The following is a 20,608-nucleotide window of genomic DNA, read 5'->3' on the forward strand; positions in this document are numbered from 1 at the left end:
ATTCGCCTGTGCTGGCTTTGATGCAGTCAGTTGGGATGTTACCGTAAGTCCTGCAAGACTCCCAAGCTCATCACTTAGCATTAAACTCGATCGCTAATCGAATCTATCATCATGAAACTTCAAGTTATCACGTCTGCCGATGCTCAGCTTCTAGAATACCAAGGGGTTCTTTCAAGCGCTGGTATGACGACCAGGTCTTGCTTCTATGGTTGGTAATCAATCACTGACCGATGGGGTGGTCAAGACGCTTCGGGATCAAATCCTGCAAGGGGAGTTGCGTCCTGGCGCTCGTCTGGTTGAAGGCAAAATATCAGAACAACTCGGTGTCTCACGCGTACCAGTGCGGGAAGCCTTGCATTTACTTGCAGCGGAGGGCGTTGTCACCATTGAAGCTCGCAAGGGTGCGGTCGTGACAGTATTTTCTGTTCAGCAAGTCAGAGAACTTGTAGAAGTGAGAGCGACGCTTGAGGCCCTTAATGCCAAACTGGCAGCGCGGCGCAATGATCCAGAGCAGTTAGCCATACTTGAACAGATCTTGAAACAAGGAAACGATCTGACCGGTAAAGATGATCTCGTGCGCATCGCTGAACTCAACATGGCGTTTCATGATGCGCTGGGCAAGGTTGCCGCAAATTCGATTTTGCAAGACATGATGAGATCGTTGCGTGAGCGCACCGCCTTGATCTTTACCTCGCGAGACGATGGTTTTATTACCAAAACCTGGCAAGAACATGAAGCCATTTTGCGTGCGGTGATCTCTGGTGATGGTGAGATGGCAGCCTTACTGGCGCTGCGCCATGTCTACAGTGCAGCACAAATCGATCGGCCAGTTTAATTAACTTTTTTTGGTGTCCAAGATACGCTCACATCACCAGTGATAAACGTCTGGCAGGCCATCCGGTAGTTATTTGCAAAGTCTTCTTCAGTAAGGTGCTTTCTTTCTTTTGCTTTAATCGCATCTGTGTTGGCAATGCCTTGCTCAATCCTGCACTTACAGGTGCCGCAGATACCACCGCCACAACGGTAAGGTATCCCACCTTTTTCTCTGAGTGATATGCGCAAAAGGCTGCCGCCTTCTTCGAGAGTAACCGTTTTATTGTCGTTCGTAATAAAGGTGACAGTAATCATGTTTTAACACGATGGCAGCGGCCACAGTCGAAGCGTGTTTCAGACAAGATCATTTTGTTCAATTTCCAAATCGTGGCTTACCCAAAGCTGGCACATCAGCCGAAACCCCAAATCGATTCTGTCCCCGAGTAACTTTAGCTCCTTCCAGTTTGGCTCAGGCAGATGCTCCTGACCTGCAATCACCCGACACGCGCACTTGCAACATTTGCCCATACCGCAACCATATTTAAGATGTGGATAGGGAAATTTTTTAATGCCCGCACACACGACCAGATTGGCATTATTCTTGACCTCGCCAGTCTGGATTTGACCGTTTTTGTGTATGGTGATGATAGGCATTGAGGTGCTTGTTTGACAGATTCAATCTATATATCGTGAGCAGTTGAAATTAAAGAGCCCAATCAAATTTAGTATACCAAACCAGCATAAAGTGATATAAATGTCAGCAAATATGATCAATTTGGTATACCAATTTTGATTGTGATCCTTGGTTTTGTTGCTTAAGCCCGCAGTCAACTTCTCAGGAGTTTGCCATGTCACTGTTAATGAGCCACGATGAGTTTCGCACCGCCCTTGAGGAATCCATTCAGGGCAAGACTGCAACAAAAGCCCTTTTTAGTATGGCTTGGGCCAATGGCGACTTGAGCCGCGAGCATTTTTGTCGCTGGGCAGAGAATCACTATCACTATGTGGGCCCCTTTGCTGATTACTTGGCTTACGTCTATGCACGCACCCCGGACAGCTGGACTGAGGCAAAAGATTTTCTTCTGTCCAATATGTACGAGGAGGAAATTGGCGGCGATCGTCACACCGATTTGTTAATCCGGTTTGCAGAGGCTTGTGGCACGACCCGTGAGCGCGTGACGAATCCGGACAATATGTCACCGACTACGCGAGGCCTGCAATCCTGGTGCTATGCCGTCGCCATGCGAGAGGATCCTGTCGTTGCGGTGGCGGGTCTCGTCGTTGGTCTTGAGTCACAAGTCCCGTCTATTTATCGTAAGCAAACGCCTGTTTTGCGCGAAAAATATGGATTTACTGATGAGCAGGTTGAGTTCTTCGATCTGCATATCGTTTCTGACGAAATTCATGGCGAGCGTGGTTATCAAATTGTTTTGGATCACGCCACCACGCCTGAGCTACAGCAAAAATGCTTAAAGATTTGTGAAATCGGTGCCCAGATGAGATTTCTCTATACCACCGCGCTCTATAACGACTACGTGGCGGGACACGATGGGCAAACACCTCACTTGAAGGTAGCCTGATGAAGCCTATCCTTCGCCTTGAGTTGCAAGAAGCGCGTGTCATGATCAACGCTGCAATTGCCAAGTCAGAAGAGATTGGCGTTTACGAAACGGTCTGTATCGTGGACGAAGGCGGTTTTCCCATCGCAATGGAGCGGATGAACGGGGCTCGTATCACCGGCCCGCAAATCGCCTGGAATAAAGCCTTCACTGCTGCGGGCCATAAGCGCTCTACCCACCTCTTTAATTCTCCTCCCAACGGGCCTGCGTTGCCAAACAACGAGGCTTTCGGGATTCAATGGAGTTTTGATGGCAAGTTTGCGACCTTTGTGGGCGGCTTCCCCATCGTGGTCGATGGCGAAGTAGTCGGTGGTGTGGGGCTAAGCGGGGGCAACGGCGAGCAAGATACCAAAGCTGGTATAGCCGCGCTTGAAGCTTTAAGCACGTTGCTTGCACCCAAAGGCCATCACGTCGTCACTGACGCAAATATTAAGAGATAGCGCAAATGAACACGGTTGCCATCGGAAGTGCGCATTGGGTGTATGCGTTCGGTGTAGGTGCGATCGTCGTCACGATGCTGTTGCGAGCGAACGTCGTGGTACCAGCCGTGCTGGCCACCGCATTGGTGGTTTTTGCGGCTACAGGTAGCGCCATTTCAGCGGTAAGTGGTGTGTTTATGGCGAGCTTTATCGCCGCAAAAGAACTCTTCAATATCTTTCTGGTAATTGCACTGATGACGGCGTTGTTGAACGCCTTAAAGATTTTGAAGTCGGATATTCGAATGGTGGAGCCTTTTCGAGCCGTTATGAAGAATGGCCACAGTGCCTTCGTCATACTCGCTTTCGTGACCTATTTGATTTCCCTGTTTTTCTGGCCAACACCAGCAGTACCCTTAGTTGCCGCTGTCTTGTTGCCTGCGGCTATTGCGGCTGGCTTGCCACCACTGGTCAGTGCCGCCGTCATTGCGATTGCGGGACAGGGTATGGCCCTATCCTCCGACTACATCATTGGTGTTGCCCCCGGGATTAGCGCCAAAGCAGCGGGATCGGGCGTCAGCGCCGCTCTAGTCGGTGATCGCGCACTGGTGTTGTCTTTTGTTGTAGGTGGCATTGCTTTATTGCTGTTGTATGCGAAACAACGACAAGTTTTTCTAAAGCCAAGTAGCACGTTGTTGCAAGCTTGGCAGGCGGTAGCAGAGAGTTCGGTTGATCAGCCCCCGGAAAAAAAAGGCACCTTTGACAAGGCTGAAATGGCCAGAGCGGTATCTTACGAGCAGCCGTTCGCAACGGACGCTGACATCAAAAACATCTTAAAGATCAGGGATCAACGCTTAGTTTTTTGGTCGAAAAGCTTTGCTGTCCTCACTCCCTTTTGTTTCCTGATTGTGATTGCCGTCATGATTTTGCCGAAATACGTTAAGGGGATGCCTGATTTAAAAGGTGGGGATGCTGCCTCATTGATTGGCGGTGCTGCTGCGTTATTGATGATATTTGCTACGTGGGCTGCCTCGGGCTCTCGTCACTTCTTTGAAGATAGCGCCAACCATATTACTGATGGTTTTGTGTTCGCCTTTAAGGCCATGGGCTCGGTCTTGCCGATTGCTGGTTTTTTCTTTGTTGGAGCAGGAGACACCGCAGGCCCCATTCTGGGGCTGGCCTCCAGCGTGAAGGCACCACATTTACTGTTTGAATTAATCCAGAGCGCCCAGCATCTGATTCCTCAAAACGACATGCTGGTTTCATTGGGGATTTTGCTCGTCGGCATGATTACTGGTATTGATGGATCAGGTTTTGCTGGTTTACCACTGACTGGTTCCCTATCCGGCGCTCTAGCACCTGTGGCGCACATGAATCCCGCTACCCTTGCGGCAGTGGGGCAAATGGGTGCCGTGTGGACGGGAGGTGGCACCTTGGTCGCTTGGTCTTCGCTTATAGCCGTGGCCGGCTTTGCGCGTGTGCACGTCATGGAGCTCGTGCGTGTATTGGTCGTGCCGGTTATAACAGGCTTAGTCGTTGCAGCCCTCGTGGCCCCCCTGATTTGGACGCAGTGAAGTATTTAACGGCGTCATCGTGCATGGTGGCTTCGGGTAATCCGCTTGCGATTGACGCTGCCCGCGCCATACTAAAACAGGGCGGCAGTGCGATCGATGCAGCCATCGCCGCAGACGTCATGATGGGTGTGGTCGAACCCATGGCGACTAGCATCGGTGGCGATTTGTTAGCGATGGTTGTGGAGCCAACGGGCAAAGCTCTGGCATATAACGGTACCGGACGAGCGCCTATTGCGTTTACCGATACCTTGCTCAATCAGTTTAAAAATCACCAAATTCCTGAGCGACATGGTTTGTCCATCACAACGCCCGGCGTGGTGATGGGGTGGTGGGATTTGCATCAGCGGTATGGAAAAATGCCCTGGTCCAATTTATTTACGTCCGGCATTGATATCGCACGTGATGGCTTTCGAATCGCAGCGATCGCAGCCAGAGAATGGAAAATCTTTGACTCAGTCTTGCATTACGATCCGACCAGTTCGGCCCTGTTTCGCGCGGGTGATCCGCCCAAAGCAGGTGAACTGTTTCGTAATCCCGATTTAGCTCGCGTACTGGAGAACATTCAGCAACGTGGGCCTCAGGGGTTTTATCAAGATTTTCCAGCAAGAGCCTGCGCGCAAGCGAGTCAGCGGCATGGTGGGGTGCTGCACGAAGATGATTTTGACAATCATCAAGGTAATTTCTGTGAGCCTATCAGTCAAAAGTTTAAAGATGTCACCGTTTACGAATGTCCACCCAACACACACGGCGTTGCGGTGTTGCAAGCGCTCGGTGACATGGCAGACTTGAGTTTTGACGAAATGGATGAGCCCATCGTGGTGCTTCGCTCTGTTCAAGCGATGGGTCGTGGCATGGAACACGCCAAAAAAATCGTCGCTGATCCTGCCGGGAACACAGTCTGTACTGTCGTCGTCGACGCCCATGGCTTGGCTGTCACGTTGATGAGTAGTGTGTTTAAGCGTTTTGGTTCTGGCATTTCGGCAGAAGGCTGCGGTTTCGTTTTGCAAAATCGCGGGTTTGGTTTTGCAGGGCCTGGCCATATCAATAGCCCAGCACCTGGTAAACGCCCGTTCCACACCGTGGTGCCCGCTGCAGCAACGAGAGACGGGCAATTCTTCGCCTCGTTCGGTGTCGTAGGGGGTGCCATGCAACCCCAAGGGCAACTGCAATTATTGCTCAAGGTTGTTGGAGCGGGTCACACAATCGAGACCGCCATAAAAGCTCCTCGGTGGCGTCTTGAATCTGCTGATACACTCGCCATCGAAGACGGCATGCCTGGTGACGTCGTTGCTGCCTTAAGATCTGCAGGCTATAAAGCCCCTACCTTCGGAGAACTGGGCGGTCGCAGTGATTTCGGTGGAGCCCAGTGGATTATGCGTCTGCCCGATGGAAGTTATGCCGGCGCATCTGATCCGCGCAAGGATGGCGCGGTTTGGGGTGAATGACCAAGTTGATTGGCGACTTAGTTCTTCGCCAACTGAGACGTAATCAAACCTGTGATCACCAAGGCAAGCCCACCAAGCCTTGCCAAGGACACTTCTCTAACAGCTGCACCAAATAATCCAAAATGATCAATTGCTGCAGACACCACAATCTGTGTACAAACGGCAAACAAAATAAAGTTGCCTACCCCAATGCGCGGCGACAAAAGCGTCGCGCTAACAACATAAAAGCAAACGAAAAATCCGCCTAACAGATACATTGGATTGACCGATCCTAGTGCACGAACATTTGGTAATTTCGAGGTCAGGATCAGACTAATGCTGATGGCTACGAGCAGGCCTACCAGCATCAGAATCACAGGAGCATGCAACGGATTACCGAGTGTTGCTCCAAGTTTGGCGTTCAAGACCGCCATCACTGGGATTAAACCACCAGCTAATGCTGCCCACAGAGCATATTTGATAAACAGCATAAAGTCCTAAATCGCTTTCGCGGCAACAAGATCAGCAATCATCTGCTCACTGACATTCAAGTCTTTCAAGATCTTAGCCGTGTGCTCACCAATAGCCGGTATTGGATCCATACGAGCATCAAATTGATTATTGCTGGCCGGTGGTAACAACGCTGGCAATGGTCCGACTGGGCTCTGTATCTCAACCCAACGTTCGCGGGCTTGAAGCTGAGGATGCGCCCAGACGTCTTTCATCTCGTTGACCCGCGCGTTGGCAATTTGCGCCGCTTCAAGACGCTGAACCACTTGGTCAATGGTCATTTTGCTAAAGGCCTCAACGATCAGCGCTCGAAGCGGCTCACGATTCGCTGATCGCCTGGAGTTGTTTTCATAATCGGCACTGGTTGCTACCGTTGGGTCCTGCAAGACCTTGTCACAAAAAGCGACCCACTCTCTTTCGTTTTGCAAACCAAGCATCACCTGGCTACCATCCCCTACCGGAAAGGGTCCATAAGGATAAATGGTTGCATGAGCCGCGCCAGCTCTCACAGGGGGTGCGGCACCGTCATATGCGTAATAAAGCGGAAAGCTCATCCACTCAACTGTGCTCTCTAACATCGACACGTCTAACCGACTACCGAGTCCTGTTTTATGGCGCAGCAACAAAGCATTGAGAATACTTGAATACGCGTACGAGCCGGCAGCAATATCCGACAAAGAACAACCTGCTTTAGCAGGAGCATCGGGTGAACCAGTGGTTGACACAAAACCGCTTTCGCTCTGTATTAAGAGGTCATAGGCCTTTTTGGTTTCGTAAGGGCCACCTTCGCCGTAACCTGAAATATCACAGACAATCAGCTTGGGGAATTGAGGATGCAAGGCGTTAAACGACAAGCCCATTCGGGCTGCAGCGCCTGGCGCGAGATTCTGTACCAACACATCTGCCTTCTCTAACAGTTGCATCAAAATGGCGTGTGCATCCGGATGCTTGAGGTCAAGCGTCAAACTTTCTTTCGATCGGTTAGTCCAGACAAAATGGGATGCCAGACCTTTTGTTCGCGTATCGTAGTTGCGAGCGAAATCCCCAACACCAGGTCGCTCAACTTTGATGACGCGAGCCCCCATATCGGCAAGTTGCCTTGTACAGAAAGGCGCAGCGATAGCATGTTCGAGACTCACCACGGTAATTCCGTCAAGCGGACGGGGGCGAGCGGTTGTTGGTGGTGCAGTTGTATTCATTGCTTAGATATCAAATTGAATTTCAGCTTGATGGGCAAGCGTGCCGTCTTGCTGCGCCCAGACGAGAGCCTGGCCGTTGTCTTGTATTATGCCCGCCACATCGAAAGGTGCTGGCGAGATCAAAGGACGCAAGCCTCGATAAGCCAGGTGTTTCATACGCGCCTGCGGATTAGCTTGCGTAAAACCCTGACACATCATGGTTGCAATCAGCGGGCCGTGTACCACTAAGCCCGGATAACCCTCCGTTTGTGTCACATAAGGGTAGTCGTAATGGATCCGGTGACTATTGAAGGTCACAGCAGAATAACGAAACAACATGACCTCTGTCGGATTAACTGGATAGATCCATTGCGACACGGGGGCGGGTTCACTACCAATGAGTTTCGGTGGACTGGGCTCCCGGTAAACGATGTCCTGCTCCTCGCTAATGAGCAGTTTCCCATTTTGCACAATGTCGTGTTTGACCGTGACGAACAGCAGAGAACCTGTCCTGCCTTGCTTCTCTTTAATAGCTGTCACAGTTGAGGTCTTTTCTGCTTCCACCCCTACTTTCAGGGCTCCAAGAAAATTGACGCGTCCACCTGCCCACATACGATTGCGATTATCCGCAGGTGGCAGAAAACTGCCACGCGCAGGATGACCATCTCTGCCCGTTTCAGACAAAGGGACCGTTTCAAGAAAGTAAGCCCAGTGCCAAAGCGGGGCCAGATCACTACCCACGCCTGGCTTAGCTTGCCCCAAGGTGACCGCGATCGAAGCAGCATGATTGGGATCAAGTCGATCCGAGACAGTCTTAGAACGCCCAACCCATGCGCTTAGATCGCTTGTTGTCATGGTGCTTAACTCTCCATATCCTGCATACGCTGCAGGTGATGAAGCGTATCGCCAAGCAAAAGGTCTGTGTAGGTCAGCCGTTTGAAGTAGTCGCCAACTTCCAGTTCGTCTGTCATCCCCATCCCGCCATGCAACTGAACCGCTGCCTCTCCAACTAAACGCGCGGCGGCGGCCACTTCAACTTTAGTCATAGACACCAATCGGCTTCTCTCAGCAGCGTTACTCTGGCCCAAGGCCTGAGCAGCGACATAGGTCATCGACAAAGCCATTTCCTGCTGGATCAGCATATCGCCCATCCGATGCTGCAGGACTTGGAAATTAGCAAGGTATTGACCGAACTGCTGTCGTGTTTTCAGGTACTGAATCGTCACTTCCGTCAGGTATTCCATCGCACCACTCGCATGCGCACACAAGGCGGTAATACCAAAATCTAATGCCAGATTAATCAAAGCCTCAGCTTCGGCACCTTTCGCAATGAGGGCCTCTGCGCCCACCGATACTTTATCTAGACCGACCGTGGCCGTCCGCATTCCATCGAAGGTAGGGTAGTCAGCCATTGATAAACCATTTGCTGAACGCTCAATTAAGAACAGCGCAATTTCACCTTCGAGCAAAGCCGACACGATAAGCGCGCTCGCAGCGGCGCCGTGCCAAACCAAGGTCTTGCGACCACTGACGACGAAGCCGGAACCAGAGCGTTCGGCATGGGTGCATAAAGGCCTGATCGAGTACCGCTCACCCTCTTCTTGCCACGCGATGGAGAGTACAGCCTCGCCTTCTGCGTGTGCGCTCAGCCATCTTTCCTTCAATGACTCATTGCTGCTATTCGAAAGCAAAGTGACTGCCATGACTGCGCTCGGAATAACCGGTTCGCTGACCAGTCCACGCCCAAGCTCCTGGTGCACGGTCAACATCGTTGCTGGAGATTCACCAAATCCGCCGTATGCCTCTGGGACCATTAAGCCTGCTACACCAAGATCAGCAAGCGATTGCCACGCTTGCTTGTCCATCTGACCTGTTGCCTGGCGGGCGCGACGGTGTTTAAAGGTCCAGTTTTCGCTCATGACACGGCGCAAACTGTCTGTCAACATGCGTTGTTCTTCTGAGTATGCAAAATCCATTTTGAGGTCCTTTTATACGCCGATAATGTGCTTGGCAATGATGCCTTTCTGCACTTCAGTACTGCCGCCGTAGATCGTAGTCTTGCGCGTATCGAAATACGCCGCCGCTGCAGCGGGCGAGAAATCAGGACTTGGGCCATGAAAGCTTGACTCTGCAAACATCCAATCGGGGTCATACGGCCACGCATCAGCCCCTGCAATTTGCATTTGCAAACGAGCAAGATCTTGTTGGATTTCGGATCCTCTGATTTTGAGAATGGATGCTTTAGGACCCGGTTCAGCCGAGCTGCTATCTGCGGCAACACGCAACAACAGCATTTCGAGCGCCCGGACAGATGCCTCGACGCGATTAATGTTGTCCCGCACTCTTGGGTCCATACCCAGCGACTCACCCCTTGAAGTCGTTCGCTCTGCTAATGATTTGAGAATCGCCAACTCACGATAGCAGTACCCCAAACCCGCAATGCCGGTTCTCTCGTGGCCAAGCAGGTATTTGGCGTAGGTCCAACCACCATTCAATTCACCCACAAGATTTTCGAGGGGGGCTTTGACATTTTCAAGCCAGACTTCGTTTACCTCTGCGCCAGAATCCAGGGTCTTGATCGGACGGACGTTCACGCCTGGCTGGCGCAAGTCGATCAACACCATCGAAATCCCCCGCTGTGCTTTGGCACCAGGATCGGTTCTGACTAAACAGAACATCCAATCGGCATGATGAGCGAGGGTCGTCCAGGTTTTCTGGCCGTTGATCACAAACTCATTACCGACAATTTCAGCCTTGGTTTTCAGGGACGCGAGATCGGAGCCTGAGCCGGGTTCTGAATAACCCTGACACCACCAGTCATCCATATTGATGATACGGGGCAGGTAATAATCTTTCTGTGCCTGATTACCAAACTTCATCAAAACGGGGCCGATCATGCTCAGCCCAAAAGGCAGCATTCTTGGGGCGCCGCCTTTAAACGTTTCAACTTCAAAAATCATTTTCTGTAGACTGGTCCAACCGGTCCCGCCGTATTCTTTGGGCCAGTTAGGTGCCCCCCAGCCTCGATTTGCCAGGATCTTGTGCCAGCGAATGTAATCCTCGCGGCTTGCCCTTTGGTGCGCAAAGGTTTTGGCGCGCATGTCTTCAGGGATCTGAGTTTTCACGAATTCGCGGACTTCGTCGCGAAAGGCTAACTCTTCTGCGGTCCAGGTTAAGTCCATGTTGGTTCTCCTTGTGGCAAATATAGTAACGCTCGTGGCAAACAGGGGATTCTCTGTTTTTGAAAGTCTGAGTTCTTATTCTTAAAATCCCGTATAACTATAAAGCACACGTACAATGCCACAAAACGAGCAAAAAAGCTTGGGGAGACACTATGAAAACGACATCAAAAATATTGGTGTGCTGCGTATTCACGTTCGGACTAGGAGCCAATGCAATCGCTGCGTGGCCTGAAAAACCGATCACCATCATCGTCCCGGCGGCACCTGGCGGGACCGCGGATATCTCTACGCGAGTCATCAGCGACAAGCTCGCTGCTGCGCTTGGCACCACTGTAGTAGTAGAGAACAAAGCGGGTGCTGCAGGCATTATTGGTTCGCAGTCACTCGTCCGCTCTGCTCCCGATGGCTACACCCTCGACATGGGCAACATCGGCCCCAACGCGATTAACTACTCGATGTACAAGAAACTACCCTACAAGCCTGAAGATTTCAGCGCGGTCACGATGGTGGTTGCCGTGCCGAATATTCTGGTTGTCAATAATGAGTCCCCCTACAAAACCGCTCGCGAACTGATTGAGGCAATAAAGAAAAATCCTTCCGGACAGTATTCATTCGGCTCCTCTGGCACAGGTCAATCGCCGCACCTTTCTGGCGAGATGTTCCTTCAACGCGCGGGGATTCAAGCTGCGCATGTCCCCTACAAGGGCGCAGGTCCCGCCGTATCAGCCCTGTTGGGTAATCAATTTACCTTCATGATCGATAATCTACCTAGCTCAATGCCTTACATCAAAGGCGGGCAATTCAGGGCCCTGGCCATCACCAGTAAGACACGATCACCCGAGTTGCCAGACGTCCCGACTATGGCTGAGGCAGGTATCGATAACATGGTTGTGACGGCCTGGTTTGGCTTGGTCGCGCCAGCGGGCACGCCGCTTGAAATTCGTCGGAAAATCCAGCAGGCAACGAAAGCCGTACTGGAAGCGCCAGAGATGCAAGCTCGATTTCAAGCAATGGGCGGCACAACCGGCGGCAATACCCCTGAAGCCTTTCAAACCTACATCGATGAGCAACGTGCGACGTGGAAACCTATCGTCGAAGGCGCTCATCTATCCATGGAGCAATGAAGTATGTTGAACAAAATAAAAGCGTCACTTGAAGATGCAATTGCCCCCATCCAAGACGGTGCATCCATCATCGTCAGCGGTTTTGGGGAGGCTGGCGTACCCTACGAATTGATGAACGCGATCATCGATAAAGATCTTAAAGAACTGGTCATCATCGCCAACAACGCCGGGACCTTTGATCGCGGTATTGCGGCAATGATCCGCCAAGGCCGAGTCCGCAAAGTGATTTGTTCGCATCCACGTCCGCCCAATTCAGAGGCGTTTGCCGAGGCGTACAAAGCTGGCAAAATTGAACTCGAATGCATGCCTCAAGGCACCCTGGCAGAGCGACTGCGCGCTGCGGGAGCAGGCTTGGGCCCATTTTTTACGCCAACGGGCTACGGCACCTTGATTGCTGAGGGGAAAGAGCAACGAGTGATAGATGGAAAAGGCTACATCCTTGAGCAACCCTTGTCAGGGGATTTCGCGCTAATCAAGGCAGACAAAGGCGACCGCTGGGGCAACCTGACCTATCGTTTCGCTCAGCGACAGTTTGGTCCGGTGATGTCCATGGCGGGCAAATACACGATTGTTCAAGTCAGAGAAATAGTTGAACTCGGCGAACTTGACCCTCAATACATCATGACACCTGGCATTTTTGTCAATGCGGTCGTCCAAACAGGAGCCAGTAAATGAGCAACTATCAATCGTTGAACCGCCTAGAAATCGCATATCTTGTTGCTCAGCACTTCGAAGATGGCGCTATCGTTAATCTTGGGATAGGCATGCCAACACAGGTCAGCAACTATCTGCCCAAAGACAAAGAAATCCTATTGCACAGCGAGAATGGCATCCTTGGCATGGGTCGTAATGCTGAAGGTGACGAAGTGGACTGGGATTTGATCAATGCGAGCCGCACGCCAATCACGCTCGTTTCAGGCGCGTCAATTTGCGAGCATACGACTGCTTTTGCGATGATGCGGGGTGGTCACCTTGACTACTCAGTCCTCGGAGGGTTTCAAGTCGCGGCCAATGGCGATTTAGCCAACTGGATGACTATCGAACCCAACGCAATTGCTGCCATTGGTGGCGCGATGGATTTAGCGATTGGTGCAAAAAGTGTGATCGTCACCATGGATCACGTCGCTAAAGACGGGTCACCAAAACTACTGGAAAAATGCACCTACCCCCTGACAGGGATTGGTGTGGTCAAGCACGTTTATACGGACCTTGCCATTGTTGACGTCAAGGCGGGTGAGTTTAGCGTTCGAGCCTTGCTGGATGGTCTTAGCTTTGATGAACTTCAGTCCAAAACCGGGGCGCCGCTCAAACGGGCTCCGAATATGTCGGTCATCAAACGCAGTGCCAATGGACAACTGAGTTTTTAACTCACGCAATTGGCATCGTTTTAATTACACGCAGGCTCATCAAGGGAAAGGAATATGATTCGAAAACCGACTGTTCTGAACTTGGCTCAATTGGTTTTACGATCTTGGCTGTTCGGATTGTTTTTATTCGCGACCAGCGCTGGCGCGCAGGAGTTTCCCACTCAGCCAATCACCTTATTGCTGCCTTACCCTCCGGGAGGCAGTGCTGATTTTCTGGCACGCCCCATGATGGCAGAGTTACAAAAGAAATTCGGGCAGCCGGTTGTCATTGAATATAAAGCCGGGGCGGGTGGCACGATCGCCACTAACGCGCTGGCTCACGCCAAACCAGACGGATACACAGTCCTGATGGTTTTGTCAGCACATGCTATCAATCCAGCGCTCTACCCCTCGTTGCCTTACGACACAATGAAGGACTTCGCGCCTGTTTCGTTAGTGGCGCGACTGCCTTTGTTGTTAGTGGTGAAACCGAGTTTGCCCGTCCATACCGTGAGCGAACTCGTCGCCTATGCCAAAGCCAATCCAGGTAAGCTTTCTTATGGATCAGCAGGTAACGGCAACACCAGCCATCTTTCATCCGAAATGTTTCAAAAAGCAACAGACACAAAGATGGTGCACGTCCCCTACAAGGGTAGCGGCCCAGTCGTTGTGGCGTTATTGGGTGGCGATATTGACCTGATGTTTGATAGCTTTTCTACCTCGTACCCTCAGGTACAAAATGGCAAGTTCAGACCGATAGCAGTCGCCAGTGCAAAACGCTCTGCTTTACTTCCCGATACCCCAACCATAGCAGAGACGGTGCCAGACTTTGTCATTGATGGTTGGTACGGAATTATCGCGCCCGCTGGCACACCCAAGCCAATTATCGACAAACTGAATCAAACTTTCAACGAAGTCGCAAACATCCCTTCAGTCAAAGCACAACTCAATGCAAGCGGGTATGACATCGTTGCATCGACCCCGGAAGCGTTCGCAAAAACGATAGAAAAAGACCTGATCACCTGGCGCAAGGCCGTCAAAGAATCTGGCGCCAAAATAGAATGAAGAAAACGATGAGGCACTTAAGTAATCTACTCATATCAATCGGGATAACAATTGGCTGTGCGACAGCCATAGCAGAGAGTAAATGGCCTGAACGCCCAATCAAACTCTTGGTCGGCTATTCGGCCGGAGGCCCGGTCGATACGACGGCGCGGCTGTTTGCCAAGTATCTCGGCGATGAGCTAAAGAGCTCGGTTGTCGTTGAAAATAAAGCCGGTGCAAGCGGCATGATTGCTGCTGATCAAACTGCGAAAGCAACTCCAGATGGCTATATCCTGAACTTCGTTGCCAGTCCGAGCATGACCATTACACCGGTGGTTCAACGAAGCAAAATGTTCAATCCGCGCACCGACTTCACTTTGATTGGCTCAGTCGTCAACTACACCAATATGCTCGTGATTGGCCCTCAGATACCGGCCAACTCCATTCAAGAACTGATTGATTACGCTAAGTTGAATCCCGACAAAGTCTCGTTTGGCTCAGCGGGGATCGGCGCCTCCAACCACATGTCCGCTGAGTTATTGCGCCAATCGACTGGTACTGAAATGTTGCATGTACCATACAAGGGCAATTCGCCAGCCATGATGGACGTCGTCAGCGGCAAAATCACTTTCATGTTTGACATCATCAGCACTGCCAAAGTGTTCGTCGATTCGGGACAAGGCAGAGCGCTCGCCGTCACGTCACGCAGCCGCAACCCGGGCATGCCCAATGTGCCAACCATGATTGAATCGGGCATCAAAGACTACGAGGTAGTCGGTTGGATAGGCCTAATCGGCCCATTGAATATGCCTGACGCAGTCGTCGCTCAACTCAGAGAAGCGACCAACAAAGTTAGAAGCAACCCTGACTTTATCGCGGCGGTAGAAAAGGGAGGGTACGCTGTTGACACGATCAACGAGATTCAATTTGGCGAACGCATCGCACATGAACTTGATCTTTGGCAGGAAGTCGTGACTAAAGGGAACATCAGACCCGAGTGAGAGCCCCGATCTCAGCGTCACTAAAGCAAACCGTGATTATCGTCAGCGCTACTCGTCAACGGTAATGTGAGCGGACCTGATCACATCACCCCATTTTTTAATTTCAGCTGACAAGAAGATCTGAAATTGCGAAGGACTGTCTGGTGCTGGTTCGGCACCCGCTACTTTTAGTGCCTCAGCTGTCTTGGGGTCGGCCAATACCTTAACCAAGTCGGCATTCACGCGATCGATGACCGCTTGCGAGGTACCAACAGGGGCGAGCAAGCCTGTCCATGAATAAGCTTCGTAACCGGCCAGCCCTGATTGCGCGATAGTTGGCAAATCCGGGAAGAACGTCGATGGCTCGGGGTTACCAACAGCCAGGGCTCTGATTTTTCCGGCCTTAATGAAAGGGATTGCTGAAGGCGCATCAGCGAACATCACCTGCACTTGACCTGCGACAAGATCTTGCATGGCCGGAGCACTGCCCTTGTAGGGAATATGCTGCATCTTGGTCCCAGCCAGGCTATCGAAAATCTCACCAGCCAAATGCGTGCCGCCTCCAGTACCCGATGAGCTGTAGGACAACTTATTGGGATTAGCTTTCGCATAAGCAATCAAATCTGAAACCGATTTAACTGGAAGAGATGGATTAACCACCAGCACAATCGGAAATCTGGCAACCAGACCAACTGGGACTAAGTCTTTTTGGACGTCGTAACTTAAATTCGGCTTCAACGCGGGCAAAATTGAATGATGGATAGCACCGAAGAAAAAGTGATAGCCGTCCGGTGCAGACTTAACCGCAGCCTGTGCTCCGAGGATTCCGCCCGCGCCGGCTTTGTTCTCGATCACAGTCGGTACTTTCCAGAGCTGTGCTAGCGCTTGGGTGGTAATCCGCGCCGTTGTGTCGACTGGCCCACCCGGAGCAAAAGGCACAATAAAATCCACAGCCTTATCTGGCCAGGGCTGCGCTGAGGCTGAAGAAGAAAAGCAAACCAGCAGCGCACATACCCAACCAAGCGAAACTCTTCTCATATCACGTCCATTGCTTTGTTATTTGTTCGACGAAACACGCACGGCTTGTATTTCGATCAGGCTAAGGCTGCCATCCCGAAAACTGAATAGCGAAGCGACCCGTTTGGCCCTACTATATTGCAACAACTGCGTTGTAACACTGAAAATTCAAAATAAACGGAGAATCGGGATGAGTGGAATGTTGGCAGGCAAAGTAGCAGTCGTGACTGGATCGGGCGGCGGTGTGGGACGTGGTATTGCCTTGGCGATGGCGGCGGCAGGAGCCAAAGTGGTCGTAAACGACATTGGTGCAAGTTTGCATGGCGAAGGTTTAAGTGCTGGTCCAGCCCAGCAAGTCGTTGACGAAATTATTAAAGCTGGCGGCCAGGCAGTGCCTTGCACAGACAGCGTTGCAACACGTGCAAGTGCCAATAACATCATTGAAACGGCAGTCCAGCATTTCGGCAAAATCGATATCGTCGTTAATAACGCCGGCAATTTGCGTGACCGTGTGTTCCATAAAATGAGCGACGAAGAATGGAGTCAAGTCATCGACGTTCATTTGAACGGCACCTACTACGTCAGCCGAGCCGCAGCGAATTATTTCCGCGAACAAGAATCAGGCTCGTTTGTGCACATGACATCGACCTCCGGACTCATTGGGAACTTTGGTCAGGCCAATTACTCCGCGGCTAAGCTCGGTATCGCTGCGTTGTCAAAATCTATTGCACTGGATATGTCGCGCTACAACGTGCGCTCGAACTGCATCGCCCCATTCGCCTGGAGCCGCATGACAAGCTCAATCCCTGCGAATACGCCTGAAGAAAAAGCGCGCGTCGAAAAACTACAGAAGATGGATGCCGGCAAAATCGCTCCGATGGCTGTGTACCTATCAAGCGATGCGGCCAGTCACGTGACCGCTCAAATCTTCGGTGTGCGCGCCAATGAAATCATGATTTTCAGCCAGCCGCGCCCAGTACGTTCGGTACACATGAGCGAAGGCTGGACACCCGAGTCCATTGCTGCGGTTGGCGCACCGGCGCTCAAGAGCCATTTCTATCCGCTTGAGCGCTCGGGTGATGTAATCGGCTGGGACCCCATCTAATCATGGACTATCAAACCATCAAAAACTGGAAGTTTCCAGTCGTTCATCAAACCTACACGGCAAAGGATTCAATCCTTTATGCCCTCGGGATTGGGTTGGGTCAAGAAGCCACGGATGCCAGCCATCTGCAATTCACCTACGAGAAAAACCTGCAAGCCTTTCCCACCATCGCTGTGGTGTTGGGCTATCCAGGTTTCTGGATGAAAGATCCAGCTACCGGGGTGAACTGGGTCAAACTCGTACACGGTGAGCAAAGACTAAATATTCACCAACCCATCCCCGCCGAGGGAAAAGTAGTGAGTACGCTCAAAATCACGCATGTGATTGATAAAGGGGCAGACAAAGGCGCACTTGTCATCAGCGAAAGAAGTCTGAGCGATGACAGGGGTAGCTTGCTCGCCACCATCACCTCGACGACTTTCTGTCGGGGTGATGGGGGGCTGAGTCAAACAGACGAAAGCCCGGAGCAACTCAAGGCTACCCCCGATACGGCACCTGATGTGACCTGTACCATCACTACCTTGCCTCAAGCTGCATTGATCTATCGCTTGAGCGGGGATGACAATCCTTTGCATGCAGACCCTGCCGTGGCGACCGCTGCAGGCTATCCCAAACCAATTCTTCATGGTTTGTGCACCTACGGTGTTGCCGCCAGAGCAGTGGTTCAGATGCTGTGCGGTAATGATGCAAGCAAGCTGACTGCTTTGCACAATCGTTTTTCCTCACCGGTTTACCCTGGTGAAACCCTGGTAGTAGACATGTGGCGTACCGGCTCAAATAGCGCAAGCTATCGTGCCAAAGTAGCTGAGAGAGATGTGGTGGTGTTGAGCCACGGTTACGCGGAATTTAAATAAATGACTCAAGCAAGACAGGCACCACTGACCGGCATACGGGTGCTGGATTTATCACGTGTGTTAGCAGGGCCCTGGTGCACCCAGAATCTGGCAGATCTGGGTGCTGATGTAATTAAAGTAGAAAGGCCCAAGCTCGGGGATGACACACGCGCCTGGGGACCACCCTACTTAAAGGATGCAGATGGTCACGACACAAGTGAAGCAGCCTATTACCTCAGCACGAACCGCAATAAACGTTCGATAGAAATTGATTTGGCTAGCTCAGAGGGCGCGGACCTTGTGCGTGAACTGGCCAAGCATTGTGACATTCTGGTTGAAAACTTCAAAGTCGGTGGTTTGAAACAGTACGGACTTGATTACGAAAGTATGAAGGCAGAATTCCCTCATCTGATTTACTGTTCGATCACCGGGTTTGGTCAGACAGGGCCCTTCGCCGAGCGCCCCGGCTATGACTTCATGATCCAAGGCATGGGTGGTCTGATGAGCATCACGGGTGAACGTGATGGATTACCGGGTGCTGGCCCTCAAAAGGCTGGCGTAGCGGTCACTGACATCATCACCGGCATGTACGCCTCCCTGGCTATCGTCGCAGCCATACGCGAACGCGATCGCAGTGGACTCGGTCAACATCTGGACATTGCGCTACTGGACTGCCACGTGGCAATGCTAGCCAATCAGAATCTCAACTACATGACGTCTGGTGTGACGCCACAACGTGCAGGCAATGCCCATCAAAACGTCGTGCCATATCAAGTATTCAAGACTTCAGACGGATTTATGATTGTGGCTGTCGGTAATGACTCGCAGTTCAGATCCTACTGCCAGGCAATAGAACGGGCAGATCTGGCAAGCGATCCGAAATACCTCACGAATCGCCAGCGTATCATCAACCGAGACGAGTTGATCCCTCTGCTAGAAGTCACCATGGCAAGCGGCAAGCGCGATGAATGGATAGCCAAACTGGAAGCTGGGGGTGTACCTTGCGGTCCGATTCAGTCAATTGATCAAGTGTTCGATCATCCACAAGTCGTCGCGAGACAGATATGGAAGAGCATGCCTCATCCCATTGCTGGGTCCACGCCCACGACGGCCAGCCCGATGATTTTTTCGGACACGCCGGTAGAATACCGACGCGCCCCCCCGACGCTAGGCCAGCATACAGATGAAATTTTGCAAGAATTACTGGGAAAGAGAGCAATCTAACGGTAGAGTAGTGCAAATTACGTCGCGATAAGACGACTAAACATTAATGGAGACAAACAAATGAAAAAGCTTTTTGCTGTGCCATCTTTCCTGTCTGTTTTGGCGATTACTGTGTTGACTATGCAGCCCGCGCTTGCTGCAGACATCACGATCGGGGGAGCATTCCCCATGAGTGGCGATAATGCTGAATACGGTCAGATTTTTAGCAGCGGGGCCAACATGGCGGTTGAGCATATCAACGCCGACAAAATGCTCTCGGGTAAGCTGAGTATCGTTTACGAAGACAGCCAAGCCACCCCTGCGCAGGGCGTCGTCGCAGCAAACAAGCTCATTAACGTCAACAAAGTACCGTTCATGCTGTCGGCGTTTACTGGCGTATCCAAAGCGGTCGCACCGGTAGGGGCTCGCACCAAGACCGTTGTGGTCAACGGTGGCGGCGTCGGACCTGATCTGGCCACACTCGGCGACTATTTCTGGAACACCATCCCTCTGGCCAACTTCGAGGTCAAAATCATTGTGCCCTATCTGGTCAAAGAGAAAGGCTTGAAGCGCGTTGCGCTGATTTATGTTGATGACCCGCTTGGCCAGGCAATTGTGAAAGAGCTCGGTACCGAGCTACCGAAAGTGGGCGGCGAATTGGTCGGATCATTTTCTATCCCAACCACCGCACAGCAATTCTCGGGCGTTGCCGCACGGGTTCGCGATGTCAAACCAGATGTCGTTTACTTCGCTACTTATGGCAATCAGGAAAGCCAGTTAGTGAAACAACTACGTGACAATGGCGTTAGCCAGCCACTGGCCAGTTACTCTGCCGTTGACATCCCCTCAGTCCAGAAACTGCCTGAGGCGAAAGGCATTATCTACACCAGTCAGCAAATTGATTGGGATAAACAAGATGCTCGTACCAAACGGCTGATAACCGATTACACAGCCAAATACGGCAAGAAGCCGACCACCTATGTGGTCAACTACTACAACTCAGTCCTGACCTTCGGCCTGCTCGCAGCAGCACTCGAAAAAGCGGGTAAACCCGTCACGGGCGAAAACCTTCTTGCTCAGCGCAAAGCAACTGACAAGTTTGAATTTGCCGGATCAACCGTCTCATTTGAAGCCGACGGCACCGTCAAAGCACCCATTCAAATTATGGAAATCGTGGGTGATGGCACAGGCAAACTACTGGTACCAGGCAAATAATAAATAGATATCCACCTAAGCTGCC

General features: G+C 51.6%; 22 protein-coding genes. 14 read left to right on the top strand and 8 right to left on the bottom strand.

Annotated features, from left to right (window positions below; genetic code table 11):
* Positions 1-205: 205 nt before the first annotated feature.
* Positions 206-835, top strand: a complete 630-nt coding sequence (locus BCM14_RS05115; protein ID WP_106226869.1) for a GntR family transcriptional regulator — start codon at positions 206-208, stop codon at positions 833-835.
* On the opposite strand, the gene BCM14_RS05120 is transcribed toward BCM14_RS05115, so the two are convergent.
* Together BCM14_RS05120 and BCM14_RS05125 are read right to left on the bottom strand one after the other, a co-directional pair.
* Positions 832-1,128, bottom strand: a complete 297-nt coding sequence (locus tag BCM14_RS05120; RefSeq protein WP_106226870.1) for a 2Fe-2S iron-sulfur cluster-binding protein — start codon at positions 1,126-1,128, stop codon at positions 832-834. The two genes, BCM14_RS05115 and BCM14_RS05120, sit on opposite strands and share 4 nt — an antisense overlap.
* A 39-nt stretch (positions 1,129-1,167) precedes the next feature.
* Positions 1,168-1,467, bottom strand: a complete 300-nt coding sequence (locus tag BCM14_RS05125; protein ID WP_106226871.1) for a 2Fe-2S iron-sulfur cluster-binding protein — start codon at positions 1,465-1,467, stop codon at positions 1,168-1,170.
* Positions 1,468-1,661: 194 nt separating this feature from the next.
* On the opposite strand from BCM14_RS05125, the gene BCM14_RS05135 reads away from it, so the two are divergent.
* From BCM14_RS05135 to BCM14_RS05150, 4 genes are read left to right on the top strand one after another with little or no spacing between them, the layout of a single operon-like run.
* On the top strand, positions 1,662-2,393 hold the full coding sequence (locus tag BCM14_RS05135; RefSeq protein ID WP_106226873.1) for an iron-containing redox enzyme family protein: 732 nt from the start codon (positions 1,662-1,664) through the stop codon (positions 2,391-2,393).
* Positions 2,393-2,872: a GlcG/HbpS family heme-binding protein gene (locus BCM14_RS05140; protein ID WP_106226874.1), complete on the top strand. Its 480-nt coding sequence runs from the start codon at positions 2,393-2,395 to the stop codon at positions 2,870-2,872. Before BCM14_RS05135 ends, BCM14_RS05140 begins: the two co-directional genes overlap by 1 nt.
* 5 nt (positions 2,873-2,877) lie before the next feature.
* The gene (locus BCM14_RS05145; protein ID WP_106226875.1) at positions 2,878-4,422 is read left to right on the top strand and encodes a hypothetical protein; all 1,545 of its coding nucleotides are present in this window, start codon (positions 2,878-2,880) and stop codon (positions 4,420-4,422) included.
* A gap of 23 nt (positions 4,423-4,445) precedes the next feature.
* Positions 4,446-5,867, top strand: a complete 1,422-nt coding sequence (locus tag BCM14_RS05150; RefSeq protein WP_106226876.1) for a gamma-glutamyltransferase family protein — start codon at positions 4,446-4,448, stop codon at positions 5,865-5,867.
* 17 nt (positions 5,868-5,884) lie between these two features.
* Here BCM14_RS05150 and BCM14_RS05155 read toward each other — a convergent pair whose 3' ends face one another.
* The 5 genes from BCM14_RS05155 to BCM14_RS05175 are packed head-to-tail and all read right to left on the bottom strand — an operon-like array spanning position 5,885 to position 10,716.
* Positions 5,885-6,337, bottom strand: coding sequence for a DMT family transporter (locus BCM14_RS05155; protein ID WP_106226877.1), 453 nt, complete (start codon positions 6,335-6,337; stop codon positions 5,885-5,887).
* Between the two features lie 6 nt (positions 6,338-6,343).
* Positions 6,344-7,555, bottom strand: a complete 1,212-nt coding sequence (locus BCM14_RS05160; RefSeq protein WP_106226878.1) for a CaiB/BaiF CoA transferase family protein — start codon at positions 7,553-7,555, stop codon at positions 6,344-6,346.
* Between the two features lie 3 nt (positions 7,556-7,558).
* Complete coding sequence (locus BCM14_RS05165) at positions 7,559-8,389, bottom strand: HTD2 family dehydratase (protein ID WP_106226879.1); 831 nt, start codon at positions 8,387-8,389, stop codon at positions 7,559-7,561.
* A gap of 5 nt (positions 8,390-8,394) precedes the next feature.
* Positions 8,395-9,510, bottom strand: a complete 1,116-nt coding sequence (locus BCM14_RS05170) for an acyl-CoA dehydrogenase family protein (protein WP_106226880.1) — start codon at positions 9,508-9,510, stop codon at positions 8,395-8,397.
* A 12-nt stretch (positions 9,511-9,522) separates the two neighbouring features.
* Positions 9,523-10,716 carry an acyl-CoA dehydrogenase family protein gene (locus tag BCM14_RS05175; RefSeq protein ID WP_106226881.1) on the bottom strand — a complete coding sequence of 398 codons (1,194 nt, stop codon included), beginning with the start codon at positions 10,714-10,716 and terminating at the stop codon, positions 9,523-9,525.
* Positions 10,717-10,868: 152 nt separating this feature from the next.
* Between BCM14_RS05175 and BCM14_RS05180 the strand changes: the two genes are divergently transcribed.
* The 5 genes from BCM14_RS05180 to BCM14_RS05200 are packed head-to-tail and all read left to right on the top strand — an operon-like array spanning position 10,869 to position 15,231.
* Complete coding sequence (locus BCM14_RS05180) at positions 10,869-11,840, top strand: Bug family tripartite tricarboxylate transporter substrate binding protein (protein ID WP_106226882.1); 972 nt, start codon at positions 10,869-10,871, stop codon at positions 11,838-11,840.
* Positions 11,841-11,843: 3 nt separating this feature from the next.
* Positions 11,844-12,515 carry a 3-oxoacid CoA-transferase subunit A gene (locus BCM14_RS05185; RefSeq protein WP_106226883.1) on the top strand — a complete coding sequence of 224 codons (672 nt, stop codon included), beginning with the start codon at positions 11,844-11,846 and terminating at the stop codon, positions 12,513-12,515.
* Entirely contained in the window at positions 12,512-13,207 is a 696-nt protein-coding gene (locus BCM14_RS05190; protein ID WP_106226884.1) for a 3-oxoacid CoA-transferase subunit B, read from the top strand. The genes BCM14_RS05185 and BCM14_RS05190 overlap by 4 nt, the downstream gene beginning before the upstream one ends.
* 54 nt (positions 13,208-13,261) lie before the next feature.
* Positions 13,262-14,251 carry a Bug family tripartite tricarboxylate transporter substrate binding protein gene (locus BCM14_RS05195; RefSeq protein WP_106226885.1) on the top strand — a complete coding sequence of 330 codons (990 nt, stop codon included), beginning with the start codon at positions 13,262-13,264 and terminating at the stop codon, positions 14,249-14,251.
* Between the two features lie 8 nt (positions 14,252-14,259).
* Complete coding sequence (locus BCM14_RS05200) at positions 14,260-15,231, top strand: Bug family tripartite tricarboxylate transporter substrate binding protein (RefSeq protein WP_259673424.1); 972 nt, start codon at positions 14,260-14,262, stop codon at positions 15,229-15,231.
* A 48-nt stretch (positions 15,232-15,279) separates the two neighbouring features.
* On the opposite strand, the gene BCM14_RS05205 is transcribed toward BCM14_RS05200, so the two are convergent.
* Positions 15,280-16,248: a Bug family tripartite tricarboxylate transporter substrate binding protein gene (locus BCM14_RS05205; RefSeq protein WP_106226887.1), complete on the bottom strand. Its 969-nt coding sequence runs from the start codon at positions 16,246-16,248 to the stop codon at positions 15,280-15,282.
* A 169-nt stretch (positions 16,249-16,417) separates the two neighbouring features.
* Here BCM14_RS05205 and BCM14_RS05210 point away from each other — a divergent pair, with 169 nt between their 5' ends.
* The 4 genes from BCM14_RS05210 to BCM14_RS05225 are packed head-to-tail and all read left to right on the top strand — an operon-like array spanning position 16,418 to position 20,583.
* A complete protein-coding gene (locus tag BCM14_RS05210; RefSeq protein WP_106226888.1) occupies positions 16,418-17,332 on the top strand; it encodes an SDR family NAD(P)-dependent oxidoreductase in 915 nt (304 codons plus the stop codon).
* A gap of 2 nt (positions 17,333-17,334) precedes the next feature.
* The gene (locus BCM14_RS05215) at positions 17,335-18,186 is read left to right on the top strand and encodes a MaoC/PaaZ C-terminal domain-containing protein (RefSeq protein ID WP_106226889.1); all 852 of its coding nucleotides are present in this window, start codon (positions 17,335-17,337) and stop codon (positions 18,184-18,186) included.
* On the top strand, positions 18,187-19,389 hold the full coding sequence (locus BCM14_RS05220; protein ID WP_106226890.1) for a CaiB/BaiF CoA transferase family protein: 1,203 nt from the start codon (positions 18,187-18,189) through the stop codon (positions 19,387-19,389). It abuts the gene before it with no gap.
* Between the two features lie 60 nt (positions 19,390-19,449).
* Positions 19,450-20,583, top strand: coding sequence for an ABC transporter substrate-binding protein (locus BCM14_RS05225; protein ID WP_106226891.1), 1,134 nt, complete (start codon positions 19,450-19,452; stop codon positions 20,581-20,583).
* The last annotated feature ends 25 nt before the right edge of the window (positions 20,584-20,608 follow it).

Source organism: Jezberella montanilacus (assembly GCF_003003055.1).
GTDB lineage: Bacteria > Pseudomonadota > Gammaproteobacteria > Burkholderiales > Burkholderiaceae_B > Zwartia > Zwartia montanilacus.

Excerpts from the sequence above, each read along its gene's own strand:
- BCM14_RS05115 (WP_106226869.1), top strand. The coding sequence starts at position 206 with ATGGTTGGTAATCAATCACTGACCGATGGGGTGGTCAAGACGCTTCGG.
- BCM14_RS05120 (WP_106226870.1), bottom strand. The coding sequence starts at position 1,128 with ATGATTACTGTCACCTTTATTACGAACGACAATAAAACGGTTACTCTC.
- BCM14_RS05125 (WP_106226871.1), bottom strand. The coding sequence starts at position 1,467 with ATGCCTATCATCACCATACACAAAAACGGTCAAATCCAGACTGGCGAG.
- BCM14_RS05135 (WP_106226873.1), top strand. The coding sequence starts at position 1,662 with ATGTCACTGTTAATGAGCCACGATGAGTTTCGCACCGCCCTTGAGGAA.
- BCM14_RS05140 (WP_106226874.1), top strand. The coding sequence starts at position 2,393 with ATGAAGCCTATCCTTCGCCTTGAGTTGCAAGAAGCGCGTGTCATGATC.
- BCM14_RS05145 (WP_106226875.1), top strand. The coding sequence starts at position 2,878 with ATGAACACGGTTGCCATCGGAAGTGCGCATTGGGTGTATGCGTTCGGT.
- BCM14_RS05150 (WP_106226876.1), top strand. The coding sequence starts at position 4,446 with ATGGTGGCTTCGGGTAATCCGCTTGCGATTGACGCTGCCCGCGCCATA.
- BCM14_RS05155 (WP_106226877.1), bottom strand. The coding sequence starts at position 6,337 with ATGCTGTTTATCAAATATGCTCTGTGGGCAGCATTAGCTGGTGGTTTA.
- BCM14_RS05160 (WP_106226878.1), bottom strand. The coding sequence starts at position 7,555 with ATGAATACAACTGCACCACCAACAACCGCTCGCCCCCGTCCGCTTGAC.
- BCM14_RS05165 (WP_106226879.1), bottom strand. The coding sequence starts at position 8,389 with ATGACAACAAGCGATCTAAGCGCATGGGTTGGGCGTTCTAAGACTGTC.
- BCM14_RS05170 (WP_106226880.1), bottom strand. The coding sequence starts at position 9,510 with ATGGATTTTGCATACTCAGAAGAACAACGCATGTTGACAGACAGTTTG.
- BCM14_RS05175 (WP_106226881.1), bottom strand. The coding sequence starts at position 10,716 with ATGGACTTAACCTGGACCGCAGAAGAGTTAGCCTTTCGCGACGAAGTC.
- BCM14_RS05180 (WP_106226882.1), top strand. The coding sequence starts at position 10,869 with ATGAAAACGACATCAAAAATATTGGTGTGCTGCGTATTCACGTTCGGA.
- BCM14_RS05185 (WP_106226883.1), top strand. The coding sequence starts at position 11,844 with ATGTTGAACAAAATAAAAGCGTCACTTGAAGATGCAATTGCCCCCATC.
- BCM14_RS05190 (WP_106226884.1), top strand. The coding sequence starts at position 12,512 with ATGAGCAACTATCAATCGTTGAACCGCCTAGAAATCGCATATCTTGTT.
- BCM14_RS05195 (WP_106226885.1), top strand. The coding sequence starts at position 13,262 with ATGATTCGAAAACCGACTGTTCTGAACTTGGCTCAATTGGTTTTACGA.
- BCM14_RS05200 (WP_259673424.1), top strand. The coding sequence starts at position 14,260 with ATGAGGCACTTAAGTAATCTACTCATATCAATCGGGATAACAATTGGC.
- BCM14_RS05205 (WP_106226887.1), bottom strand. The coding sequence starts at position 16,248 with ATGAGAAGAGTTTCGCTTGGTTGGGTATGTGCGCTGCTGGTTTGCTTT.
- BCM14_RS05210 (WP_106226888.1), top strand. The coding sequence starts at position 16,418 with ATGAGTGGAATGTTGGCAGGCAAAGTAGCAGTCGTGACTGGATCGGGC.
- BCM14_RS05215 (WP_106226889.1), top strand. The coding sequence starts at position 17,335 with ATGGACTATCAAACCATCAAAAACTGGAAGTTTCCAGTCGTTCATCAA.
- BCM14_RS05220 (WP_106226890.1), top strand. The coding sequence starts at position 18,187 with ATGACTCAAGCAAGACAGGCACCACTGACCGGCATACGGGTGCTGGAT.
- BCM14_RS05225 (WP_106226891.1), top strand. The coding sequence starts at position 19,450 with ATGAAAAAGCTTTTTGCTGTGCCATCTTTCCTGTCTGTTTTGGCGATT.